This window comes from Burkholderia sp. Bp8963 (assembly GCF_003854275.1).
In the GTDB taxonomy this organism is placed as follows: Bacteria; Pseudomonadota; Gammaproteobacteria; order Burkholderiales; family Burkholderiaceae; genus Burkholderia.
Window position 1 is genome coordinate 117,626 of the sequence record NZ_QTQP01000018.1, and the last position, 22,498, is coordinate 140,123.

The following is a 22,498-nucleotide window of genomic DNA, read 5'->3' on the forward strand; positions in this document are numbered from 1 at the left end:
CGGCGGGCGGCCTTGATGTTGCCGGATGGTCAGCGCATTGCGCCGTTCAGCATTCGCCCTTCTTCGCGTGTCCCGGCGGGCAGTGGTAGCCGTGCCCGCGATGACGCTGATAGTCTTCCCATTCGCGGCGCTCCCAGTAGCGGCGGCCGTCCCAGTAGCGGTCGCCGTGCCAGCCGACGACGACGACGGGAGCGGGCGCGATCACGACCGGGGCAGGCGCCGGCGCGACGATGACCGGTGCGGGCGTGCCGATGTTCACGTCGACGTTCACGGCATGGGCGAGGCCGGACAGCGAGAGGCCAAGGCTGGCAAAGGCAAGGGCCGTCAGCGAGCGTTTCATGTAGTTTCCCCGAGTGATGTGAAGGGCCGTGCGCGACGCGCTGCCCGCAGCGGGGCAATGCGGGCCCGGAACCCGTGACGGGTATCCGGGCCGCGAGCGTGACGGTTACAGGTAGAACATCCGGTCTTCTTCCGGACGCGGCGGATGCTCTTCCTCGCCTTCCTCCTCGCCGCGGTCCTCGTAGAACGCGAGCACGGCGTCGAGCACCTGGTCCGGATCGTCGATCACCTGCATCAGGTCCATGTCTTCCGCATTGATGAGCCCGTTCGGGATCAGCTGGTCGCGGAACCATTGCAGCAGGCCCTGCCAGAACGTGCTGCCGACGAGGATGATCGGCACGAGGCGCGACTTCTTCGTCTGGATCAGCGTGAGCACTTCGGACAACTCGTCGAGCGTGCCGAAGCCGCCCGGCATCACGATCACGGCATCGGAGTTCTTCACGAACGTGACCTTGCGCGTGAAGAAGTGGCGGAAGCGCAGCGAGATGTCCTGGTAGTGGTTGCCGGCCTGCTCGTGCGGCAGCTCGATGTTGAGGCCGACCGACGGCGCCTTGCCGGCGTGCGCGCCCTTGTTCGCCGCTTCCATGATGCCGGGGCCGCCGCCGGAGATCACCGCGAAGCCGGCGTCGGACAGCTTGCGCGCGATCTGCACCGCGAGCTTGTAGTGCGGCGTATCGGGTTTGAGACGGGCGGAACCGTAGATGCTGACGGCCGGGCGGATCTCCGACAGGTACTCGGTCGCCTCGATAAACTCTGCCATAATCGTGAACATCTGCCACGATGCGCGCGCCTTCTTGGCCGTCGCGCGTTCTTGATCTGCGAGCGAACGCAGACTCGGAATCACTTTTCTCTTGTTCATAATGCCTGAAGAACGAAATCTGGAAGGTAAGACCCTGCTATTGGTTGACGGTTCGAGCTATCTGTATCGGGCTTACCATGCGATGCCTGATTTGCGTGGCCCTGGCGGGGAGCCGACCGGAGCGCTCTACGGAATCATCAACATGCTGCGCCGTATGCGCAAGGAAGTCAGTGCAGAGTATAGCGCTTGCGTGTTCGATGCAAAGGGCAAGACGTTCCGCGACGACCTCTATGCCGACTATAAGGCAAACCGTCCGTCGATGCCGCCCGATCTCGCGTTGCAGGTCGAGCCGATCCACGGCGCCGTGCGCGCGCTCGGCTGGCCGCTGCTGATGGTCGAGGGTGTCGAGGCCGACGACGTGATCGGCACGCTCGCGCGCGAAGCCGAGCGGCACGGGATGAAGGTGGTCGTGTCGACGGGCGACAAGGACCTCGCGCAGCTCGTCAGCGACGCTGTCTCGCTCGTCAACACGATGACCAACGAGACGCTCGACCGCGACGGCGTGGTCGCGAAGTTCGGCGTGCCGCCCGAGCGGATCATCGACTACCTGGCGCTGATCGGCGACACCGTCGACAACGTGCCGGGCGTCGAGAAGTGCGGGCCGAAGACGGCCGTGAAGTGGCTGACGCAGTACGACAGCCTCGATGGCGTGATCGAGCATGCGGGCGAGATCAAGGGCGTCGTCGGCGACAACCTGCGCCGCGCGCTCGACTTCCTGCCGCTCGGCCGCAAGCTCGTGACCGTCGAGACGGCCTGCGATCTCGCGCCGCACCTCGAGTCGATCGAAGCGACGCTGGCGACCGGCGGCGAGGCGCGCGACCTGCTGCGCGACATCTTCGCGCGTTACGGTTTCAAGACCTGGCTGCGCGAAATCGACAGCGCGCCCGCGGAAGCCAACGCTGTCGACGTGGTGGACGGCGAGCCGGCGCCGGTGATCGCAGCGGGCATCGCGCGCGAATACGACACGATCCAGACCTGGGCGCAGTTCGACGCATGGTTCGCGAAGATCGACGCGGCCGCGCTGACCGCGTTCGACACCGAGACGACGTCGCTCGATCCGATGGCCGCGCGTCTCGTCGGCCTGTCGTTCTCGGTCGAGCCGGGCAAGGCCGCGTACCTGCCGGTCGCACACCGCGGCCCCGACATGCCGGAGCAGTTGCCGATCGACGACGTGCTCGCGCGGCTGAAGCCGTGGCTCGAATCGGCCGCGCACAAGAAGGTCGGCCAGCACCTGAAGTACGACGCGCAGGTGCTCGCGAACTACGGGATCGAACTGAACGGCATCGAGCACGACACGCTGCTCGAATCGTACGTGCTCGAGTCGCACCGCACGCACGACATGGACAGCCTCGCGCTGCGTCATCTGGGCGTCAAGACGATCAAGTATGAGGACGTCGCGGGCAAGGGCGCGAAGCAGATCGGCTTCGACGAAGTGGCACTTGCGCAGGCCGCCGAGTACGCGGCCGAAGACGCGGACATCACGCTGCAGCTCCATCACGCGCTGTATCCGCAAGTCGCGCGTGAACCGGGCCTCGAACGCGTGTATCGCGAGATCGAGATGCCGGTGTCGCTCGTGCTGCGCAAGATGGAGCGCACGGGCGTGCTGATCGACGACGCGCGCCTGCAGGCGCAGAGCACCGAAATTGCCACGCGTCTGATCGAGCTCGAAGCGCAGGCTTACGAGCTGGCAGGCGGCGAGTTCAACCTCGGTTCTCCGAAGCAGATCGGCCAGATCTTCTTCGAGAAGCTGCAGCTGCCGGTCGTGAAGAAGACGCCGAGCGGTGCGCCGTCGACCGACGAAGAGGTGTTGCAGAAGCTGGCCGAGGACTACCCGCTGCCGAAGCTGCTGCTCGAGCACCGCGGGCTGTCGAAGCTGAAGTCGACCTACACCGACAAGCTGCCGCGGATGGTCAATCCGGAAACGGGGCGCGTGCACACGAACTACGCGCAGGCGGTTGCGGTCACGGGTCGCCTCGCGTCGAACGACCCCAATCTTCAGAACATTCCGGTGCGCACGGCCGAAGGCCGGCGGATCCGCGAGGCGTTCGTCGCGCCGCCGGGCCACCGGATCGTGTCGGCCGACTATTCGCAGATCGAACTGCGGATCATGGCGCACATCTCGGGCGACGCGTCGCTGCTGCGCGCGTTCTCGCAAGGCGAGGACATTCACCGCGCGACCGCGGCCGAAGTGTTCGGCGTGACGCCGCTCGAGGTCAATGCGGACCAGCGCCGGATCGCAAAGGTGATCAACTTCGGGCTGATCTACGGGATGAGCGCGTTCGGCCTCGCATCGAACCTCGGCATCACGCGCGATGCCGCGAAGCTGTACATCGACCGGTATTTCGCGCGCTACCCGGGCGTCGCGCAATACATGGTGGACACGCGCGAAGTCGCGAAGGAGAAGGGCTACGTCGAAACCGTTTTCGGCCGCCGTCTGTGGCTGCCGGAAATCAACGGCGGCAACGGCCCGCGTCGCCAGGCGGCCGAGCGCGCGGCAATCAATGCGCCGATGCAGGGCACCGCGGCGGACCTGATCAAGCTGTCGATGATCGCCGTCGACGACTGGCTGGCGCGCGACGGGCTCGCGTCGCGGATGATCATGCAGGTGCACGACGAACTGGTGCTGGAAGTGCCCGACGGCGAGCTGTCGCTGGTCCGCGAAAAGCTGCCGGAGATGATGTGTGGCGTCGCGAAGCTCAAGGTGCCGCTCGTCGCCGAAGTGGGCGCCGGCGCAAATTGGGAAGAGGCGCACTGACCGACACCGATACACGTTCCCCGTGACCTGCGACATATTGTTGCAGCGATGTCACTTATCGAGATGGTTTGCTTGTCGTCAACGCGCAAGCTCCCGGACAATGCATGTGGTCTTGTCATTGACGCGGGGCGGCGCGCCCCGCATGCCGGGAGCGGACGCATCGAAGTGTTTCGAACTGCACATCGATGATGTCCGAACCGGTTAATCCACGAGACGTGGCGCGCGCATCGCGTGCGCGTCGTCCGGCGGCAGCAGTTTCGAATCGCAAAGGGGGAATCGGATGCATCGGATCATCATCGTAGGCGGAGGCGCGGGCGGCCTGGAACTGGCGACGCGGCTCGGCGACCGTTACGGCGCGCGCGGCAAGCATCCCGCGCGCGCGCTCGTCACGCTCGTCGACCGCAATCCGACGCACATCTGGAAGCCGCTGCTGCATGAAGTGGCGGCCGGCAGCATGGACCCGTTCACGCAGGAGCTCGAATACGCGGCGCAGGCGCGCTGGCATGGCTTCGAGTTCCAGCAGGGCGGGCTGACCGGGCTCGATCGCGCCGCGAAGCGCATCACGCTCGCGCCCGTCAACGACAGCGACGGCGAGGAACTGCTGCCGGCGCGCGAGCTGGAGTACGACACGCTCGTGATCGCGATCGGCAGCACGACGCACTTCTTCGGCGTGCAGGGCGCGGCGGAAAACGCGATCGCGCTCGACACGGTGGGCGAGGCCGAACGCTTCCGCAAGCGGCTGATTGCCGCGTGCATGCGCGCCGAGCACCAGAGTCCGGCGCCGGCCGCGTCGGGCGCACCGGGTGAGGCGGCCGAGCCGCGCATCCAGGTCGCGATCGTCGGCGGCGGCGCTACCGGCGTCGAGCTATCAGCCGAGCTGCGCAACACCGCGCAGGTGCTGTCCGCGTACGGGCTGCACAAGCTCGACCCGCGGCATGACGTCGGCATCGTGCTGATCGAATCGGGGCCGCGGATTCTCCCTGCGCTGCAGGAGCGCGTGTCGTCGGCGACGTCCGAACTGCTCGAAAAACTCGGCGTGCGGCTGATGCTCGGCGAACGCGTGACCGAGGTCGCGCCCGGGGCCGTTCACACCGCGAGCGGCAAGACGGTGCGAGCCGACCTGACGGTCTGGGCCGCCGGCATCAAGGCGCCGCCCGTGCTCGCGAATCTCGATGGTCTCCAGGTCAACAAGCTCGGCCAGCTCGACGTGCGCCGCACGCTGCAGACCTTTACCGACGACAACGTGTTCGCGCTCGGCGATTGCGCGGCATGCGCATGGCCTGGCAACGAGCGCAACGTGCCGCCGCGTGCGCAGGCCGCGCACCAGCAGGCGAACTTCCTGCTGAAGGCGCTCGGATGCCGGCTCGACGGGCACCCGTTGCCCGAGTTTACGTATCGCGACCTGGGCTCGCTCGTGTCGCTCGGCCATTTCAGCGCGGTCGGCAACCTGATGGGCGGGCTGATCGGCGGCAGCATGCTGATCGAAGGGCTGTTCGCGCGCTTCATGTACATGTCGCTGTACCGGCTGCACATCGCGGCGCTGCACGGCTATCCGCGCATGATGCTCGATACCGTCGCGCACTGGCTGCGACGCACGACGCTGCCGCGCGTCAAGCTGCACTGACGGCGCGGAGCACGCGTCGGCGAGCGGCGCGGCGCGTGCAGCGCGGATTGCGAGGGCCTCGGATGCAGCAGTCGCGCTGCATGAAGTGCCCGGCCGTAATCGAGTCTTACACTTCCGACAGTTGACGCGACAACGGATTATTGGGCATCTTGTAAGGGTTCCGTTTGCGGCGTCGTGCCGATCGCCGCAACGTCACGCGCCGTGACGCGGCGCGATGCCCCGTCATGCCGAGTTCGTGACGGCGGTGCCTAATCGAGGAGTGCATTCATGTTGAAACCTGAAGTCGACAGCCTGGTTCCCCACGTTCCGTTCTCGCGTCGCAAGTTCATGCAGGCGGCGCTCGGCGGCACCTTTGCGGCGGCGGTGCTGCCCGTGTCGGCACAGACGATCACGACCGACAGTGCCGGGCTGGACGCGGGCACCGTCGAGATCCGTTCGGGCGATGCGAGCGTACCCGCGTATCGCGCGCAGCCGCAGGACAAGACCAACCTGCCGGTCGTGATCGTGATTCACGAAATCTTTGGCGTACACGCGCACATTGCCGACATCTGCCGCCGCTTCGCGAAGCTCGGTTATCTGGCGATCGCTCCCGACCTGTTCGCGCGGCAGGGCGATGCATCGAAGTATCCGTCGATCCAGGCGCTCGACGAGCATGTGGTCAGCAAGGTGCCGGACCGGCAGGTCACCGAAGATCTCGATGCGACCGTCGCATGGGCCGGCAAGAATGGCGGCGACCTGTCGCGCGTTGGCGTGATGGGATTCTGCTGGGGCGGGCGCCAGGCGTGGCTGTACGCGGAGCACAATCCGCACGTGCGCGCGGCGGTTGCGTGGTACGGGTTCGTCGAGGGCAAGGCCGACGAGATGAAGCCGTTCAACCCGGTCGATCATGCATCGGCGCTGGAGGTGCCGGTGCTCGGGCTGTACGGTGCGAAGGATACGAACATCTCGCAGGCGTCGCTTGCGAACATGCGCGAGAAGATCCAGGCGAGCGCGTCGAAGCGCGGGCGCGAATCGGAGTTCGTCGTGTATCCGGATGCCGGTCACGCGTTCTTTGCCGACTACCGGCCGAGCTATGTGAAGGCCGATGCCGAGGATGGCTGGAATCGCGCGATCGCGTGGTTCCACAAGTATGGCGTGATGTGAACGGCTAGCGGCGGCTTGCGCCGCCGCCGAGTCGGTGTGCCGGGTGCGATGTTACGGCGTCGGGCCCGTGGCGACCGGCCGTGCCGGGTCGGCGCACCATTCGCTCCACGAACCGGGGTACAGCGATGCGCCATGCAGGCCTGCGACTTCCATCGCGAGCGCATTGTGGCAGGCGGTCACGCCGGAACCGCATTGCAGGATCACGCGATTCGGATCGATGCCTGCCAGCAGCGTCGAGAAGGTCTCGCGCAGTTCGTGGCCGGTCTTGAAGCGGCCATCGGCGGTCAGGTTGTCCTTGAAGAAGCGGTTGAGCGCGCCGGGGATATGGCCGCCGACGGGATCGATCGTTTCGTTCTCGCCGCGATAGCGATCGGGTGCGCGCGCATCGATGACGGTTCGCGTGCGCGACGTCAGGTTTGCGAGCACAGCCTGCGCGTCGACCGTCGATTCAAGCGGCGCCGCCGCGCGGAAATCGCCGCGCGACGGGTGCGTCGTTTCGACCGTCAGCGGCTGGCCGGCCGCTTCCCATGCTTGCAGCCCGCCGTCGAGCACGGCGACCGAATCATGTCCGAGCCAGCGCAGCAGCCACCATAGCCGCGCGGCGTATGCGCCGCCTTGCGCGTCGTACGCGACGACCTGCTGCCCCTGCCTGAGCCCGCGATCGGCGAGCGTCGCGACGAGCGCGTCGCGTGACGGCAGCGGATGGCGGCCGTTGGTGCCGGTCTTGCGGCCCGACAGGTCGCGGTCGAGGTGGAGGTATTGTGCGCCGGCAATGTGGCCGGCCGTATACGCAGCTTCGCCCGCACCGGTATCCGCGAGATCGAAGCGGCAGTCGAACAGCGCGACGCTGCCGGGCGCGGCAGCGAGCCGTTCGGCGAGATTGGCCGCGGAGATGAGCGTGGTGTAATGAGTATGGGGCATGACGGCTCCTGATTGAGCAAACGGCCTGATGTACTAAGTCTAAACAAAAAAGACGGGCCGGAGCCCGTCTTTTCGTCATGCCTCGTGATGCGGAAACCGCATGCCGGCGTCAGAGGTCGCCGAGGTGGCGACGCAGGAACTCGTGGAAGTGCTGCATGCCGTCTTCCATCGGGCTCTGGTACGGGCCGACCTGCGATTCGCCGCGCTCCATCAGCGCGCGGCGCCCGGCGTCCATGCGCATGGCGATCTCGTCGTCCTCAACGGCCGTTTCCATATAGGCCGCACGTTCCGCCTCGACGAACTCGCGTTCGAACAGCGCGATTTCCTCGGGATAATAGAACTCGACGATGTTGGTCGTCTTCTGCGGCCCGCGCGGAATCAGCCACGACACGACGAGCACGTGCGGATACCACTCGATCATCAGGCCCGGGTAGTAGACCATCCAGATCGCGCCGAACTCCGGCGGCTCGCCGTTGCGGAACTTCAGCACCTGCTCGTGCCACTTCTTGTACGTCGCGCTGCCCGGCTTCGCGAGCGCGTTGTGCACGCCGACCGTCTGCACGCTATACCAGTCGCCGAACTCCCACTTGAGGTCGTCGCACGACACGAAGCTGCCGAGACCCGGGTGGAACGGGACGACGTGGTAATCCTCGAGGTACACCTCGATGAACGTCTTCCAGTTGTAGTTGCACTCGTGGACTTCGACGTGATCGAACAGGTACTCGGAGAAATCGAAGTGGTGCTTCGTGCCGAGGTTCGCCAGATCGCGCGCGACATGGCGGCCCTCCGCCTCGAACAGCAGCCCCTGCCAGTTCTGCAGCGGCGACTTGCCGAGGTTCAGGCAAGGCTTGTCGGGGAAGTGCGGCGCACCGAGCAACTGGCCTTCCAGGTCGTACGTCCAGCGGTGCAGCGGGCACACGATGTTCTGCGTGTGGCCGCGCCCGTTGAGCATGATCGCCTGCCGGTGGCGGCAGACGTTCGACAGCAGTTCGACCTGGTTCGCCGGGTTGCGGACCAGCACGCGGCCCTCCTGTTCGGAAGGCAGCGCAAAATAATCCCCCGCCTCGGGCACCATCAATTCGTGCCCGACGTAACGAGGTCCTTTCTTGAAGAGGGTTTCGATCTCGCGCTCAAGCAGCGCCTCATCGAAATATGCAGTGACTGGAAGCTGGCTGTGAGCCGACTTCAACTGAAGCGCATCGCTCAGATTGGACATTCCCACTCCCGGTGTTAGCGTGAAAGCAGTGAACAACCCAACCATCGAAAATTCGATTTAGGGAAACCGGGAATTATACCCGGATCCCCGAGCAAGGCTAGGATTAAGTGCCTGATTTGTGTCAATTTTTTGTCGGGCACGCATTTGGGGGTGGACAATGTGCAACAGAGATGAGGCGGGAGTGGATGCAGGGCGATCCAAGTCGGCAGGTCGGAAAATTCTCTTTTGCCGTAGAATGTCCGACTTGTTTTGAAATTTGACACTTCGTCCATGGCGAAAACCGCATCCCCTGGCGCCGCGCCGGCCGGCAACGGCACCGAACCGCTGCCGGACAGTTACGAGATGGCGCTCGCGGAGCTCGAGGCGCTGGTTGCCCGGATGGAAGGCGGCGCGTTGAGTCTCGAGGATTCGCTTGCGGCGTATCGCCGTGGGGCGGCACTCGTTGCGTTTTGCCAACAGCAACTCGAAAAAGTGGAGCAGCAGGTGCGCGTGCTCGACGGCGCGGCCCTGAAGCCGCTTTCGGCCGGAACGGCCGCCACGGACGGCGAAGACGACGATCTATGACATTCGAACAATGGATGCGGTCCGTGCTCGACCGCGTCGAGGACGCACTCGGCCACTATCTGCCGGCTGAAACTGTGGTGCCCGCGCAACTCCACGAAGCGATGCGCTACGCGGTCCTCGGAGGCGGCAAACGCGTTCGCCCGCTGCTGTGCCATGCGGCAGGCGAACTGACGGGCGCATCGGAAGCGGCGCGCAATGCGGCGGCGGCGGCGCTGGAGATGATCCACGTCTATTCGCTCGTGCATGACGACATGCCGTGCATGGACGACGACGCGCTGCGGCGCGGCAAGCCGACCGTGCACGTCAAATATGACGAACCGACCGCGCTGCTGGTCGGTGACGCGCTGCAGTCGCAGGCCTTCGTCGCGCTGACCGACGCCGATGCGCTCGCGCCGGCGCAGCAGGCCGCGCTCGTGCGCGAACTGGCGCTGGCGAGCGGCTCGATCGGCATGGCCGGCGGGCAGGCGATCGATCTGGCGAGCGTCGGCATCAAGCTGACGCGCGAGCAGCTCGAGACGATGCACCGGATGAAGACGGGTGCGCTGCTGCGTGCCGCCGTCCGGATGGGCGCACTGGCGGGCGACACGCCGTCCGCGGAAGCGATGGCCGCGCTCGACGTCTATGCTGGGGCGGTAGGACTCGCGTTCCAGGTCGTCGACGACATCCTCGACGTCACGACCGATTCGGCAACGCTTGGCAAGACGGCCGGCAAGGACGCCGCCAACGACAAGCCGACCTATGTGTCGCTGCTCGGCCTCGACGCGTCGCGCGAGCTGGCCGCCCAGCTGCGTGCCGAAGCGCACGCCGCGCTGCAACCGTTCGGCGCACGCGCACAGCGGCTCGCCGAACTTGCCGACCTGGTGGTGAACCGGGTCAGCTGACGCGCAAGCCCGCCGCCGCGCACACGCTACGGGTGTGTGCAACAGAATGCGGGCGCGTTTGATTTCCTACAATGGAACGACGATGTACGACTTGCTGAAAACTATCGACGATCCGGCCGATCTGCGCCGTCTTGATCGCCGTCAACTGCAACCGCTCGCCGACGAGCTGCGTGCGTTCGTGCTCGACAGCGTGTCGAAGACGGGCGGCCACTTGTCGTCCAATCTCGGGACGGTCGAGCTGACGATCGCGTTGCACTACGTGTTCAACACGCCGAACGACCGTATCGTCTGGGATGTGGGTCACCAGACCTATCCGCACAAGATCCTGACCGGCCGCCGCGACCAGATGCACTCGCTGCGCCAGCTCGACGGCATCTCGGGCTTCCCGCGCCGGACCGAATCGGAGTACGACACGTTCGGCACCGCGCACTCGAGCACGTCGATCTCGGCCGCGCTCGGCATGGCGATCGGCAGCCAGCTGAACGGCGACGACCGCTTCTCGATCGCGGTGATCGGCGATGGCGCGATGACGGCCGGCATGGCGTTCGAGGCGATGAACAACGCCGGCGTGTCCGAGGACGCGAAGCTGCTCGTGATCCTCAACGACAACGACATGTCGATTTCGCCGCCGGTCGGCGCGCTGAACCGCCACCTCGCCCGCCTGATGTCGGGCCGCTTCTATGCGGCCGCGCGCGCGGGCGTCGAACGCGTGCTGAGCGTCGCGCCGCCGGTGCTCGAGCTCGCGCGCAAGCTCGAGGAGCATGCGAAGGGCATGGTCGTGCCCGCGACGCTGTTCGAGGAGTTCGGCTTCAACTACATCGGGCCGATCGACGGGCACGATCTCGACTCGCTGATCCCGACGCTGCAGAACATCAAGGAACTGCGCGGTCCGCAGTTCCTGCACGTGGTGACCAAGAAAGGCCAGGGCTACAAGCTCGCCGAGGCCGATCCGGTGCTCTACCACGGCCCGGGCAAGTTCAATCCGGCGGAAGGCATCAAGCCGTCGGCGACGCCCGCGAAGAAGACCTACACGCAGGTGTTCGGCGAATGGCTGTGCGACGAGGCCGAGCGCGATTCGCGCGTCGTCGGCATCACGCCCGCGATGCGCGAAGGCTCGGGCATGGTCGAGTTCGAGAAGCGCTTCAAGGATCGCTATTACGACGTCGGCATCGCGGAGCAGCATGCGGTGACGTTCGCGGGCGGCCTTGCAACCGAAGGGCTGAAGCCTGTCGTTGCGATCTACTCGACGTTCCTGCAACGCGGGTACGACCAGCTGATTCACGACGTCGCGCTGCAGAACCTGCCGGTCGTGTTCGCGATCGACCGCGCGGGCCTCGTCGGCGCCGACGGCGCGACGCACGCGGGCGCGTACGATCTCGCGTTCATGCGCTGCATTCCGAACATGACGATCATGGCTGCATCCGACGAGAACGAATGCCGCCAGATGCTGCACACCGCGCTGCAGCAGCCGAACACGACCGCGGTGCGCTATCCGCGCGGCGCGGGCGCCGGCGTGCCGACGGTGAAGGAGTTCACCGAGATCCCGGTCGGCAAGGGCGAAGTGCGCCGCCGCACGTCGCAGCCGGAAGGCAAGCGCATTGCGATCCTCGCGTTCGGCACGATGGTTGCACCGTCGCTGGCCGCGGCCGAGGAGCTCGACGCGACCGTTGCGAACATGCGCTTCGTGAAGCCGATCGACGCCGAACTCGTGCGCGAACTGGCCGAGACGCACGATTACCTCGTGACGGCCGAGGAAGGCTGCGTGATGGGCGGTGCGGGTTCCGCATGCGTGGAAGCCCTGATGGAGAGTGGGGTTATCCGACCCGTACTACAATTGGGCCTCCCTGACCGCTTCATCGATCACGGTGACCCCGCGAAGCTGCTGTCGCAATGCGGCCTCGACGGCGCGGGCATCGCGAAATCGATTCGCGAACGCTTCCTGAATCCGGCGGCTGCCGTCGCCGACCAGGCCAAGCGCGTCGCGTAAGCCGGCGCCGCCAGTTGGCGGCGTCGACGCGACTGGCGAAACCCGGTCTTTCATTGATGCGGAAAACATGGGCCTGCGGGCCCATGTTGTTTTTCCGGCATGCCGCTTGCGGCGGCGCGCGTGTAGTCGAGCGCGCGGCTTATAAGGATTGAACAAGATGAACCAGATGAATCCCGCCTTCGTGATGCCCGACGTGCAGAGCACGGTGGATACCCGTCAGATTCCGATTCAGCGCGTGGGCGTGAAGGCGGTCCGGCATCCGTTGACGGTGCGCACCGAGAGCGGTGACGTGCAGCCGACCGTCGGCCTCTGGAACCTCGACGTCCATCTGCCTGCCGACCAGAAGGGCACGCACATGTCGCGTTTCGTCGCGCTGCTCGAAGAGCATCGCACGCCGCTGACGACCGAGCTGTTTCGCACGATGCTCGCATCGATGCTGGAGAAGCTCGAGGCCGAGGCTGGGCGTATCGAGGTGACGTTCCCGTATTTCGTGAACAAGACGGCGCCGGTGTCGGGCGTCCAGAGTCTGCTGGACTACGAAGTGACGCTCGCGGGCGAAAGCCGCGGCGGCGCGACGCGCCTGTTCCTGAAGGTGCTGGTGCCGGTCACGAGCCTGTGCCCGTGCTCGAAGAAGATCTCGCAGTATGGCGCGCACAACCAGCGCTCGCACGTGACGATCGATGCGGAGCTGGCGGCCGACGTGCCGGTCGAGGCGCTGATCCGGATGGCCGAGGAAGAGGCGTCGTGCGAACTGTGGGGCCTGCTGAAGCGCCCGGACGAGAAGTTCGTGACCGAGCGCGCGTACGAGAATCCGAAGTTCGTCGAGGATCTCGTGCGTGACGTCGCGCAGCGGCTGGATCGCGACGAGCGCATCGTTGCATACGTGCTCGAGGCCGAGAACTTCGAGTCGATCCACAACCACAGCGCGTATGCGCTGATCGAGCGCGACAAGCGGCTGGCCGCATAACGCGCGACACGCGACGCGCCGTCCCGCATCGGCAAAAAGGCCGCTCGTTCGAGCGGCCTTTTCTTCACATGCGCGGCGCGCTATGCGGATCGACGTGTGCGGCTGCGCTCAACGCGCAAGCGATGCGAGATCCCAGCGCGGCTTCACGGTGAACGCGTAGTCGGCATTGGCCTGCTCGGGCCAGCGTGCGAGCCGCAGCGCGCCGGCGAGCGCGATCATCGCGCCGTTGTCGGTGCAAAGCGCGAGGTCGGGGTAGTGCACGTCGAAGCCGCGCTTCGCGGCTGCGGCCGACAGTGCGTCGCGCAACTGGCGGTTCGCGCCGACACCGCCCGCGACGACGAGGCGCTTGAGTTTCGTCTTCTTGAGCGCCGCGAGCGATTTCGCGACGAGCACGTCGACGGCCGCGTCGACGAAACCGCGTGCGAGATCGGCCTTCGCGCGTTCGAGCGCATCGCCGGACAGCTTCGCGGCCTCGAACTTCTTCATCTGCGTCAGCACGGCGGTTTTCAGTCCGCTGAAGCTGAAGTCGAGATCGCCGGAATGCAGCATCGGGCGCGGCAGCACGACGGCGCCCGGCGTGCCGGATTCCGCGAGCTTCGACACTTCAGGGCCACCCGGGTAGCCGAGGCCGATCAGCTTCGCGGTCTTGTCGAACGCTTCGCCGGCTGCGTCGTCGAGTGTCTCGCCGAGCGTCTCGTAGACGCCGACGTCGGTCACGCGCATCAATTGCGTGTGGCCGCCCGACACGAGCAGCGCGACGAACGGGAACGACGGCGGCTCCGCGACGAGCAGCGGCGACAGCAGGTGGCCTTCGAGGTGATGAATGCCGACGGTCGGCTTGTTCCAGGCCAGCGCGAGTGCATTCGCGATGCTCGCGCCGACGAGCAGCGCGCCGGCGAGCCCTGGACCTTGCGTGAACGCGATCGCGTCGATCTCTTCGCGCCGCGTGCCGCTTTTCTCGATCACCTCCTCGAGCAGCGGCAGCGCGCGGCGGATATGGTCGCGCGACGCGAGCTCGGGCACGACGCCGCCGTAGTCGCGGTGCATCGCGATCTGCGAGTGGAGCGCGTGCGCGAGCAATCCGCGCTGCGTGTCGTAGAGCGCGAGGCCGGTTTCGTCACAGGAGCTTTCGATGCCGAGAACGAGCATGGTGTGGGGCAGGGCGTGCCGTGTTGCGGACGACGCCGGAATGTCAACGTAACCGAAAAGTATAGCAGGGCGACGCGCTGCGCCGCTGGCCCGGTACAGGCCGGGCACGGGCCGGGCACGGGCCGGGTACAATCCGCGCCATGGAAACCTACGATATCGCCGTGATCGGCGCGGGCGCCGCCGGCATGATGAGCGCCGCGGTCGCCGGGCAGCTCGGCCGCCGCGTGGTGCTGGTCGATCATGCGCCGCGCCTGGCCGAGAAGATCCGCATCTCCGGCGGCGGCCGCTGCAACTTCACCAACCTGTACGCGGGCCCCGACAACTACCTGTCGGCCAATCCGCATTTCGCCCGTTCGGCGCTCGCCCGCTACACGCCGCGGGACTTCCTCGGGCTGCTCAAGCGCCATCACGTGACCTGGCACGAAAAACACAAGGGCCAGCTGTTCTGCGACCACGGCAGCGACGCGATCATCGATGTGCTGAAGAGCGAGTGCGACGGCGGCGGCATTGCGTGGCGCCGGCCGGTCGTCGTCGATGCGGTGCGCCACGCGCCGGCGGACGGCTTCACGCTCGACACGCAGGCCGGACAGATTGCCGCGCGCGCGCTGATCATCGCGACGGGCGGCCTGTCGATCCCGAAGATCGGCGCGACCGACTTCGGCTACCGGATCGCGAAGCAGTTCGGTCACAAGCTCGTCGATACGCGGCCCGCGCTGGTGCCGCTGACGTTTGCGGTGCAGGACTGGGAGCCGTTTGCCGCGCTGTCCGGCGTGGCGCTCGAGGTGCGCGTGTCGACCGGCGACCGCAAGCGCGGCGGGGAATTCGTCGAGGACCTGCTGCTCACGCATCGCGGCCTGTCGGGGCCGGGCATCCTGCAAATTTCGAGCTACTGGCAGCCGGGCGAGCCGATTCGCGTCGACTTGCTGCCGCAGCGCGACGCGGTGGCCGACCTGATCGAGGCCAAGCGCGGGTCGAAGCGGCAGATCGGCTCGCTGCTCGCGGACTGGGTGCCGTCACGGCTCGCGCATGTGTGGCTCGACACGCATCGCGTGGCTGCCGATGCGCGGCTGGCCGACCTGCCGGACAAGACGCTGCGCCAGATCGGCGACGCGCTCGGCGGCTGGACGCTGACGCCGAACGGCACCGAGGGCTACAAGAAGGCCGAGGTGACGAAAGGCGGCGTGGATACGCGCGAGCTGTCGTCGGCGACGATGATGAGTGCGCGGGTGCCGGGGCTCTTCTTCGTCGGCGAGGCGGTCGACGTGACGGGCTGGCTCGGCGGCTACAACTTCCAGTGGGCGTGGGCATCCGGCGTGGCGGCCGGGCAGGCGGCCGCGGAGTTCGCGCGCGGCGCTTGACGCGCTAATGTCCTTGTGTAAAGGGTCTGCTATACTCAATAATCTTTCCCTGCAAACCTTTTTTTGCGTGTCGGGTCATGACGATCATTCGCGTTAAAGAAAACGAGCCGTTTGAAGTTGCCATGCGTCGCTTCAAGCGCACGATCGAGAAGAACGGTCTGCTGACCGAACTGCGTGCGCGGGAGTTCTACGAGAAGCCGACGGCCGAGCGCAAGCGCAAGAAGGCCGCAGCAGTGAAGCGTCATTACAAGCGCATCCGCAGCCAGACGCTGCCGAAGAAGCTGTACTGAACGATGTTTGCGCCGCGCGGTTCGCTGAGCGGCGCACCGGCGGCTCCCGTGCGAGTCGCCGATGCCGGATTCGAGCAACCCGCTTGAGACAGTGTCCCAAGCGGGTTTTTGTGTTGACGTCCGTTGGCGGGCGTCGGATTCACGTTTCCATTCCCGGGTGAAAGATGAGTTTGAAAGAGCAGATCAGCGAAGACATGAAGACCGCGATGCGCGCGAAGGACACCGAGCGCCTCGCGACGATTCGCCTGCTGATGGCCGCGATCAAGCAACGTGAGGTCGACGAGCAGATCACGCTCGACGATGCCGCGGTAACGGCGGTGATCGACAAGATGATCAAGCAGCGCAAGGATTCGATCAGCCAGTTCCAGGCGGCGGGCCGCGACGACCTGGTCGCGAAGGAGCAGGCCGAGCTGAACGTGCTGAGCGGCTACATGCCCCAGCAGCTGTCGGAGGCCGAAGTGGCCGCCGAAGTGCAGGCCGCGGTCGCGCAGACGGGCGCAGCCGGTCCGCAGGACATGGGCAAGGTGATGGGCGTGCTGAAGGGCAAGCTCGCGGGCCGCGCAGACATGACCGCCGTATCCGCGCTCGTCAAGGCCGCGCTGTCCAAGTAAAACCCGTGCCCGGCGTGCGCGAGCATCGCGCGCGCCGGGGCGTCGCATTGTCTTTTTCCGTTCTATCCCCCGGTGATTCCGCATTCGTTCCTGCAGGATTTGCTGAACCGCGTCGATATCGTCGACGTGGTGGGCCGCTACGTGCAGCTCAAGAAGGGCGGCGCCAATTTCATGGGGCTGTGCCCGTTTCACAACGAAAAGAGCCCGTCGTTCACCGTCAGCCCGACCAAGCAGTTCTATCACTGCTTCGGCTGCGGCGCGCATGGCACGGCGATCGGCTTCCTGATGGAGCATGCGGGCCTGACGTTCCCGGAAGCCGTGCAGGAGCTCGCGCAGTCGGTCGGCCTGTCGGTGCCGCACGAGCCGTCCCCGATGCGTGGCGGCGGGGTCGGCGGTGGCGATTATCCGGCGCAGCCGGCGGTTTCGAAATCGGTTGCGACCGCGCTGTCCGACGTGATGGCCGTGGCTTGCGATTACTACCGCAAACAGCTGCGCGGCGCACCGGAGGCGATCCAGTACCTGAAGAAACGGGGGCTGACCGGTGAGGTTGCGGCCCGGTTCGGGCTCGGCTATGCGCCGGACGGCTGGCAGAACCTCGAAACGGCGTTCCCGGACTATCGGGACGACGCGCTCGTCGAGTCCGGGCTCGTGATCGTCAGCGAGAAGACCGACGCGCAGGGCGTTGCACGGCGCTACGACCGGTTCCGCGAGCGGATCATGTTCCCGATCCGCAACGTGAAGGGGCAGGTGATCGGCTTCGGCGGCCGCGTGCTGGGCAGCGGCGAGCCGAAATATTTGAATTCGCCGGAAACGCCGCTATTTAACAAGGGCAGCGAACTTTACGGGCTGTTCGAGGCGCGACTCGCGATTCGCGAGCGCAAGTATGTGCTCGTCGTCGAAGGCTACATGGACGTCGTCGCGCTCGCGCAGCTCGGTTTTCCGAACGCGGTTGCGACGCTCGGCACGGCCTGTACGCCGATCCACGTGCAGAAGCTGCTGCGGCAGACCGACACGGTGATCTTCAGTTTCGACGGCGACTCGGCCGGGCGCCGCGCGGCGCGGCGTGCGCTCGAGGCGTGCCTGCCGCATGCGGCGGACAACCGGACGATCCGGTTCCTTTTCCTGCCGACCGAACACGATCCGGACAGCTACGTGCGCGAATTCGGCGCCGACGCGTTTTCCGATCAGGTCGAGCGCGCAATGCCGCTGTCGCAGTTCCTGCTGAACGAGGCGATCGCCGGCAAGGCGCTCGACCAGCCGGAAGGCCGCGCGAAGGCGCTGTTCGATGCAAAGCCGATGTTGCAGGCGCTGCCAGCGAATGCGTTGCGGGCGCAGATCATGCACATGATCGCCGACCGTCTCGACATTCCGTTCGAAGAGGTGGCGGGGCTGTCCGACGTCGATGCGCGGATCGCCGCGCCGCCGCGCCAGGCGCCCGCGCGCAGCGAGCGGCGCCGCGTGACGGACAACGAGAAGCGTGCGCTGCGCAACCTCGTGATGCATCCGCGCATCGGCACGCAGCTCGACGACGAGCAGGTTGCGACGTTGCGGGCACTGCCGCGCATCGGGGAACTGTTCGGCGAAGTCGTCGAGCACGCGCGTGCGCTGGGCGACGGGGCGGAGTTCAGATTGTTGTCGGATGTGCTGCGCACGTCCTCGAACGCGGCGACTTACGAGGAAATCTTCCGCGAAATTCTGGACTATGATGAAAACGTCCGCGATTTGCTGTTACAGAATCCGGACGACGAGTTGGTGGCCGAGCGGCAGCGCGAGCAGGAGCGGATTGCGGGGGAGGAACTGCACGCGGCGGTGCTCAAGATGCGCTACGACGCATGTTGCGACCGGCTCGACCGGCTTTCGCGGCAATCCGCGTTCACCCCGGAGGAATTGGCCGAATTGACGGAATTGAACCAGCAGCGAACCGACATGAAGCGTCGGCTCGGGCTGTAGGCAGGCGGGGCGCCAGGAGAGGGCTACCCCGCGTGCTATAATATAAGGTTTCCAGCGGTTTGTTTTCTAAGCACAGAGGCGAGATTCGCAATGGCAAAGACGACAGGCGGAAAGAAAGCGACAGGCAAAGGCTCGACGGAGCCGACCACGAAGGTCACAGCGGCCAGGTCTGCTTCTTCCACCAGGACAGTGTCTTCCGCCACATCGGCTCCTGCAAGAAAGAAAACCGCAGCCGGCACTGCTCAGGCTGCGCCGGCGTCGGCAGCCGGAACACGGGCTGCCGCGAGACCCGACTCCGGGCCGGCCATGCCGGCGGCGAAGCGGGCAAGTGCGAGAAGCGCAAGGGACACGGCTGTCGCGGCGGACGAAACGGCAGCACGTACTACTCATGCACCCACGGTTCAACCGGCTGTCGTCCAGCAGCCGCGAGTCGAATTAGCCGGTACGGCGAACTCCATGACTAAAAAGCTGAACGAAGTATCCGTCGAAGACGACGCAAATCAGAGCGACGAGCAGCCTGCTGCGGCTGCTACGGGCAAATCCAAGGTGCGCGATCGTCGCGCCAAGGAGAAGGCGCTGCTGAAGGAAGCGTTCGCGACGAGCACGCCCGGCACGGCCGAGGAAATCGAAGAGCGCCGCGTGAAGCTGCGCGCGCTGATCAAGCTCGGCAAGGAGCGCGGCTTCCTCACGTATGCCGAAATCAACGACCACCTGCCGGACAACTTCACCGAGACCGAAGCCCTCGAAGGCATCATCGGCACGTTCAACGACATGGGCGTCGCGGTCTATGAGCAGGCGCCGGACGCGGAGACGCTGCTGCTGAACGACAACGCGCCGGCCGCGTCGTCGGACGACGAAGTCGAAGAGGAGGCGGAAGTTGCGCTGTCCACCGTCGATTCAGAGTTCGGCCGCACGACCGATCCGGTGCGGATGTACATGCGCGAGATGGGCACGGTCGAGCTGCTCACGCGCGAAGGCGAAATCGAGATCGCGAAGCGGATCGAGGACGGCCTGCGCCACATGGTGATGGCGATCTCCGCGTGCCCGACGACGATCGCCGACATCCTCGCGATGGCCGAGCGCGTCGCGAACGAAGAGAGCCGCGTCGACGAGCTCGTCGACGGCCTGATCGATCCGAATGCGGCGGGCGGCGCCGACACGGACGGCTTCTCCGCGAAGGATGCGGAGGAGATCGAGAACGAGGACGAAGACGCCGACGAGGAAGAGGAAGAAGAGGAAGAAGAGGAAGAGGACGACGGCGCCGCGCAGGCGTCGGCGAACGCTGCCCAGCTCGAGGCGCTGAAGCGCGCGTCGCTCGAGAAATTCGCGCAGATCAGCGAATGGTTCGACAAGATGCGCCGCGCGTTCGAGAAGGAAGGCTACAAGTCGAAGGCCTACCTGAAGGCGCAGGAAACGATCCAGACCGAGCTGATGACGATCCGCTTCACCGCGCGTACCGTCGAGCGCCTGTGCGACACGCTGCGTGCGCAGGTGGACGAGGTGCGTCAGGTCGAGCGCCAGATCCTGCATATCGTCGTCGACAAGTGCGGGATGCCGCGCTCGGAATTCATCGCGCGCTTCCCGGGCAGCGAGACGGATCTCGACTGGGCGGAGAAGGTTGCAGCCGAAGGGCATTCGTATAGCGCAGTGCTGTCGCGCAACATCCCGGCGATCCGCGAACAGCAGCAGCGCCTGCTCGACCTGCAGGCGCGCGTCGTGCTGCCGCTGAAGGACCTGAAGGAAACCAACCGCCAGATGGCGGCCGGCGAACTGAAGGCGCGCCAGGCGAAGCGTGAAATGACCGAGGCGAACCTGCGTCTCGTGATCTCGATCGCGAAGAAGTACACGAACCGCGGCCTGCAGTTCCTGGACCTGATCCAGGAAGGCAACATCGGCCTGATGAAGGCGGTGGACAAGTTCGAATACCGTCGCGGCTACAAGTTCTCGACGTATGCGACGTGGTGGATCCGCCAGGCCATCACGCGTTCGATCGCGGACCAGGCGCGCACGATCCGGATTCCGGTTCACATGATCGAGACGATCAACAAGATGAACCGCATCTCGCGGCAGATCCTGCAGGAAACCGGTCTCGAGCCGGATCCGGCAACGCTCGCTGAGAAGATGGAGATGCCGGAAGACAAGATCCGCAAGATCATGAAGATCGCGAAGGAGCCGATCTCGATGGAAACGCCGATCGGTGACGACGACGATTCCCATCTCGGCGACTTCATCGAGGACAACAACACGGTCGCGCCGGCGGATGCCGCGCTGCATGCGAGCATGCGCGACGTCGTGAAGGACGTGCTCGATTCGCTGACGCCGCGTGAGGCGAAGGTGCTGCGGATGCGTTTCGGTATCGAGATGAGCACCGATCACACGCTCGAAGAAGTCGGCAAGCAGTTCGACGTCACGCGTGAGCGGATCCGTCAGATCGAGGCGAAGGCGCTGCGCAAGCTGCGTCACCCGAGCCGTTCCGACAAGCTGAAGTCGTTCCTCGAAGGGAACTGATTTACGGCGTTTCCCCTCTGAACGCCACCGGTATCGACACGGTACCGGTGGCGTTTGTCCCTTTTATTGTTACAATGCCGGCCCGGCGTCGTTGCCCGGCTAGCGTGTAGCTCTCTGTTGTTCTCTCATCAGGGCCTGTAGCTCAGCGGTTAGAGCAGTCGACTCATAAGTGCGCCATGGATAGGGCGCACAAACGTTGTAACGTTAGTTGCGCCACAGGAGCAGTTGTGGCTAAAGCAGCGACTTACCTAATCGGGAAACCGAGAGGGGACTGCAGCATGTCGTGAAAAGGCAGATTAGGAAGAAGCTGTGCTTCCAAGAGGTCTGTCAGCTAGGCTGGACACGGTGAAGGCTGTATTGCTTGAACCCGAATCCTACCGGGGTATGATTCGCTAACCCTCAGACGCTACAGTTTTACGTCTGAGGTCAGGAAGTCTAGGGTGGCGATTATGAACGCCCTGGAAGCTCCATCCTGACACGGGCTTCCGAGTCGGAAGAAATGGATGAAATGGGCACCTAAACCCAGGGCACGTTTGTGCGTTAACCATGGGATCGCCTAAGGGGAGTGATCCCTAAAACGATACAATCAGGGTATCGAATATATCGTGGCAATAGATGGAGCTGGTAACAGGTCCACCTAAAGTCGGCGACGGAGTTGTGGTAGTACCTTTGTAGTGGAAACAGTGGGCCTGTAGCTCAGCGGTTAGTAGCAGTCGACTCATAATCGATTGGTCGCCGGTTCAAATCCGGCCGGGCCCACCAAATTACCCTACATACGACCTCGGTAATGCGGGGTGAAAGGGAAGCACAACAGGCTAGACACGCTTCCAACGACGAAGGTTTACTCGGATGGGTAGTAACAACCTACAGCGTTTGGAGGCGCTGCGCAAGAAAACCTCTCCACTGACGATCCCTGGTGCGGTAGCACGAGCCCGTTGTCTTCTATGCGAGCGCGGCCTCCCCAGAGCCCGGTCAGCCCGCGGCATGGTATGCACCCGACTCCCAGCTTCCCGCCCTTGACCCGCGACCGTAGCAGATATCGGACAGGCATCAAGGGGCAATGGACCGTGTTGCCCGCACCCCTCCCTCGCCTTTTTCTTTGACGCCTGTCCGCTATCGACTCCTCCAGTCGCACGGACGGGAACCCGGGAGCCTGGCGGCAGCACGGCCAACCCCGAGTTCCACCGGGAGGTATCCATCCGCAACGCCAAGGCACTCCTCCTCGCCCGGTTCAGGTCCTCAACCTTGACTAATGAAATGGACGCCTCCCGCCCACGGCGGCATCAGAAGTGCCAAAGTGGGAGTGTTGGTCAACCACTGAGTGGGGGGAGGCGTCATGGACAAGATTAGCGCAATCGGACTTGATTTGGCCAAGA

17 protein-coding genes and 1 tRNA gene are annotated in these 22,498 nt (G+C 65.2%); 13 read left to right on the forward strand and 5 right to left on the reverse strand.

Annotation, left to right across the window (positions count from 1 at the left end; genetic code table 11):
- Positions 1-46: 46 nt before the first annotated feature.
- Together DID96_RS17470 and DID96_RS17475 are read right to left on the reverse strand one after the other, a co-directional pair.
- Positions 47-340, reverse strand: coding sequence for a hypothetical protein (locus DID96_RS17470; RefSeq protein ID WP_124600533.1), 294 nt, complete (start codon positions 338-340; stop codon positions 47-49).
- A 105-nt stretch (positions 341-445) separates the two neighbouring features.
- Complete coding sequence (locus tag DID96_RS17475; RefSeq protein ID WP_124600534.1) at positions 446-1,198, reverse strand: TIGR00730 family Rossman fold protein; 753 nt, start codon at positions 1,196-1,198, stop codon at positions 446-448.
- 1 nt (position 1,199) lies between these two features.
- Here DID96_RS17475 and polA point away from each other — a divergent pair, with 1 nt between their 5' ends.
- The 3 genes from polA to DID96_RS17490 all read left to right on the forward strand — a co-directional run bounded on the left by polA (position 1,200) and on the right by DID96_RS17490 (position 6,720).
- Positions 1,200-3,953, forward strand: a complete 2,754-nt coding sequence (polA, locus tag DID96_RS17480) for a DNA polymerase I (protein WP_124600535.1) — start codon at positions 1,200-1,202, stop codon at positions 3,951-3,953.
- 280 nt (positions 3,954-4,233) lie between these two features.
- The gene (locus tag DID96_RS17485) at positions 4,234-5,577 is read left to right on the forward strand and encodes an NAD(P)/FAD-dependent oxidoreductase (protein WP_124600536.1); all 1,344 of its coding nucleotides are present in this window, start codon (positions 4,234-4,236) and stop codon (positions 5,575-5,577) included.
- 267 nt (positions 5,578-5,844) lie between these two features.
- Positions 5,845-6,720: a dienelactone hydrolase family protein gene (locus DID96_RS17490; protein ID WP_124600537.1), complete on the forward strand. Its 876-nt coding sequence runs from the start codon at positions 5,845-5,847 to the stop codon at positions 6,718-6,720.
- A 51-nt stretch (positions 6,721-6,771) separates the two neighbouring features.
- Here DID96_RS17490 and DID96_RS17495 read toward each other — a convergent pair whose 3' ends face one another.
- Complete coding sequence (locus tag DID96_RS17495) at positions 6,772-7,641, reverse strand: sulfurtransferase (protein WP_124600538.1); 870 nt, start codon at positions 7,639-7,641, stop codon at positions 6,772-6,774.
- A gap of 109 nt (positions 7,642-7,750) precedes the next feature.
- Entirely contained in the window at positions 7,751-8,857 is a 1,107-nt protein-coding gene (locus tag DID96_RS17500) for an aromatic ring-hydroxylating dioxygenase subunit alpha (protein ID WP_124600539.1), read from the reverse strand.
- Between the two features lie 270 nt (positions 8,858-9,127).
- Between DID96_RS17500 and DID96_RS17505 the strand changes: the two genes are divergently transcribed.
- The 4 genes from DID96_RS17505 (at position 9,128) to folE2 (ending at position 13,256) form a co-directional block, all read left to right on the forward strand.
- Positions 9,128-9,421: an exodeoxyribonuclease VII small subunit gene (locus tag DID96_RS17505; protein WP_124600540.1), complete on the forward strand. Its 294-nt coding sequence runs from the start codon at positions 9,128-9,130 to the stop codon at positions 9,419-9,421.
- Positions 9,418-10,302, forward strand: coding sequence for a polyprenyl synthetase family protein (locus DID96_RS17510; protein ID WP_124600541.1), 885 nt, complete (start codon positions 9,418-9,420; stop codon positions 10,300-10,302). The genes DID96_RS17505 and DID96_RS17510 overlap by 4 nt, the downstream gene beginning before the upstream one ends.
- Before the next feature lie 82 nt (positions 10,303-10,384).
- Positions 10,385-12,289 carry a 1-deoxy-D-xylulose-5-phosphate synthase gene (gene dxs, locus DID96_RS17515; protein ID WP_124600542.1) on the forward strand — a complete coding sequence of 635 codons (1,905 nt, stop codon included), beginning with the start codon at positions 10,385-10,387 and terminating at the stop codon, positions 12,287-12,289.
- Positions 12,290-12,446: 157 nt separating this feature from the next.
- A complete protein-coding gene (gene folE2, locus DID96_RS17520; RefSeq protein ID WP_124600543.1) occupies positions 12,447-13,256 on the forward strand; it encodes a GTP cyclohydrolase FolE2 in 810 nt (269 codons plus the stop codon).
- Positions 13,257-13,364: 108 nt separating this feature from the next.
- Here the strand turns inward: folE2 and tsaD are convergent, their stop codons facing one another.
- On the reverse strand, positions 13,365-14,405 hold the full coding sequence (gene tsaD / locus DID96_RS17525; protein WP_124600544.1) for a tRNA (adenosine(37)-N6)-threonylcarbamoyltransferase complex transferase subunit TsaD: 1,041 nt from the start codon (positions 14,403-14,405) through the stop codon (positions 13,365-13,367).
- A 131-nt stretch (positions 14,406-14,536) separates the two neighbouring features.
- On the opposite strand from tsaD, the gene DID96_RS17530 reads away from it, so the two are divergent.
- The 6 genes from DID96_RS17530 to DID96_RS17555 all read left to right on the forward strand — a co-directional run bounded on the left by DID96_RS17530 (position 14,537) and on the right by DID96_RS17555 (position 21,884).
- Complete coding sequence (locus DID96_RS17530; protein ID WP_260463926.1) at positions 14,537-15,763, forward strand: NAD(P)/FAD-dependent oxidoreductase; 1,227 nt, start codon at positions 14,537-14,539, stop codon at positions 15,761-15,763.
- Positions 15,764-15,840: 77 nt separating this feature from the next.
- Entirely contained in the window at positions 15,841-16,053 is a 213-nt protein-coding gene (gene rpsU, locus DID96_RS17535) for a 30S ribosomal protein S21 (RefSeq protein ID WP_006479415.1), read from the forward strand.
- Positions 16,054-16,217: 164 nt separating this feature from the next.
- The gene (locus tag DID96_RS17540) at positions 16,218-16,664 is read left to right on the forward strand and encodes a GatB/YqeY domain-containing protein (protein WP_124600546.1); all 447 of its coding nucleotides are present in this window, start codon (positions 16,218-16,220) and stop codon (positions 16,662-16,664) included.
- A gap of 72 nt (positions 16,665-16,736) precedes the next feature.
- Positions 16,737-18,614, forward strand: a complete 1,878-nt coding sequence (gene dnaG / locus DID96_RS17545) for a DNA primase (protein ID WP_124600547.1) — start codon at positions 16,737-16,739, stop codon at positions 18,612-18,614.
- A gap of 90 nt (positions 18,615-18,704) precedes the next feature.
- Positions 18,705-21,122: an RNA polymerase sigma factor RpoD gene (gene rpoD, locus DID96_RS17550; protein WP_124600548.1), complete on the forward strand. Its 2,418-nt coding sequence runs from the start codon at positions 18,705-18,707 to the stop codon at positions 21,120-21,122.
- A gap of 685 nt (positions 21,123-21,807) precedes the next feature.
- Positions 21,808-21,884, forward strand: a tRNA-Ile gene (locus tag DID96_RS17555).
- Positions 21,885-22,498 lie beyond the last annotated feature (614 nt).

What these genes read in the sequence shown, in the direction of transcription:
- DID96_RS17470 (WP_124600533.1), bottom strand. Translation starts at nt 340, where the DNA reads ATGAAACGCTCGCTGACGGCCCTTGCCTTTGCCAGCCTTGGCCTCTCG.
- DID96_RS17475 (WP_124600534.1), bottom strand. Translation starts at nt 1,198, where the DNA reads ATGAACAAGAGAAAAGTGATTCCGAGTCTGCGTTCGCTCGCAGATCAA.
- polA (WP_124600535.1), top strand. Translation starts at nt 1,200, where the DNA reads ATGCCTGAAGAACGAAATCTGGAAGGTAAGACCCTGCTATTGGTTGAC.
- DID96_RS17485 (WP_124600536.1), top strand. Translation starts at nt 4,234, where the DNA reads ATGCATCGGATCATCATCGTAGGCGGAGGCGCGGGCGGCCTGGAACTG.
- DID96_RS17490 (WP_124600537.1), top strand. Translation starts at nt 5,845, where the DNA reads ATGTTGAAACCTGAAGTCGACAGCCTGGTTCCCCACGTTCCGTTCTCG.
- DID96_RS17495 (WP_124600538.1), bottom strand. Translation starts at nt 7,641, where the DNA reads ATGCCCCATACTCATTACACCACGCTCATCTCCGCGGCCAATCTCGCC.
- DID96_RS17500 (WP_124600539.1), bottom strand. Translation starts at nt 8,857, where the DNA reads ATGTCCAATCTGAGCGATGCGCTTCAGTTGAAGTCGGCTCACAGCCAG.
- DID96_RS17505 (WP_124600540.1), top strand. Translation starts at nt 9,128, where the DNA reads ATGGCGAAAACCGCATCCCCTGGCGCCGCGCCGGCCGGCAACGGCACC.
- DID96_RS17510 (WP_124600541.1), top strand. Translation starts at nt 9,418, where the DNA reads ATGACATTCGAACAATGGATGCGGTCCGTGCTCGACCGCGTCGAGGAC.
- dxs (WP_124600542.1), top strand. Translation starts at nt 10,385, where the DNA reads ATGTACGACTTGCTGAAAACTATCGACGATCCGGCCGATCTGCGCCGT.
- folE2 (WP_124600543.1), top strand. Translation starts at nt 12,447, where the DNA reads ATGAACCAGATGAATCCCGCCTTCGTGATGCCCGACGTGCAGAGCACG.
- tsaD (WP_124600544.1), bottom strand. Translation starts at nt 14,405, where the DNA reads ATGCTCGTTCTCGGCATCGAAAGCTCCTGTGACGAAACCGGCCTCGCG.
- rpsU (WP_006479415.1), top strand. Translation starts at nt 15,841, where the DNA reads ATGACGATCATTCGCGTTAAAGAAAACGAGCCGTTTGAAGTTGCCATG.
- DID96_RS17540 (WP_124600546.1), top strand. Translation starts at nt 16,218, where the DNA reads ATGAGTTTGAAAGAGCAGATCAGCGAAGACATGAAGACCGCGATGCGC.
- rpoD (WP_124600548.1), top strand. Translation starts at nt 18,705, where the DNA reads ATGGCAAAGACGACAGGCGGAAAGAAAGCGACAGGCAAAGGCTCGACG.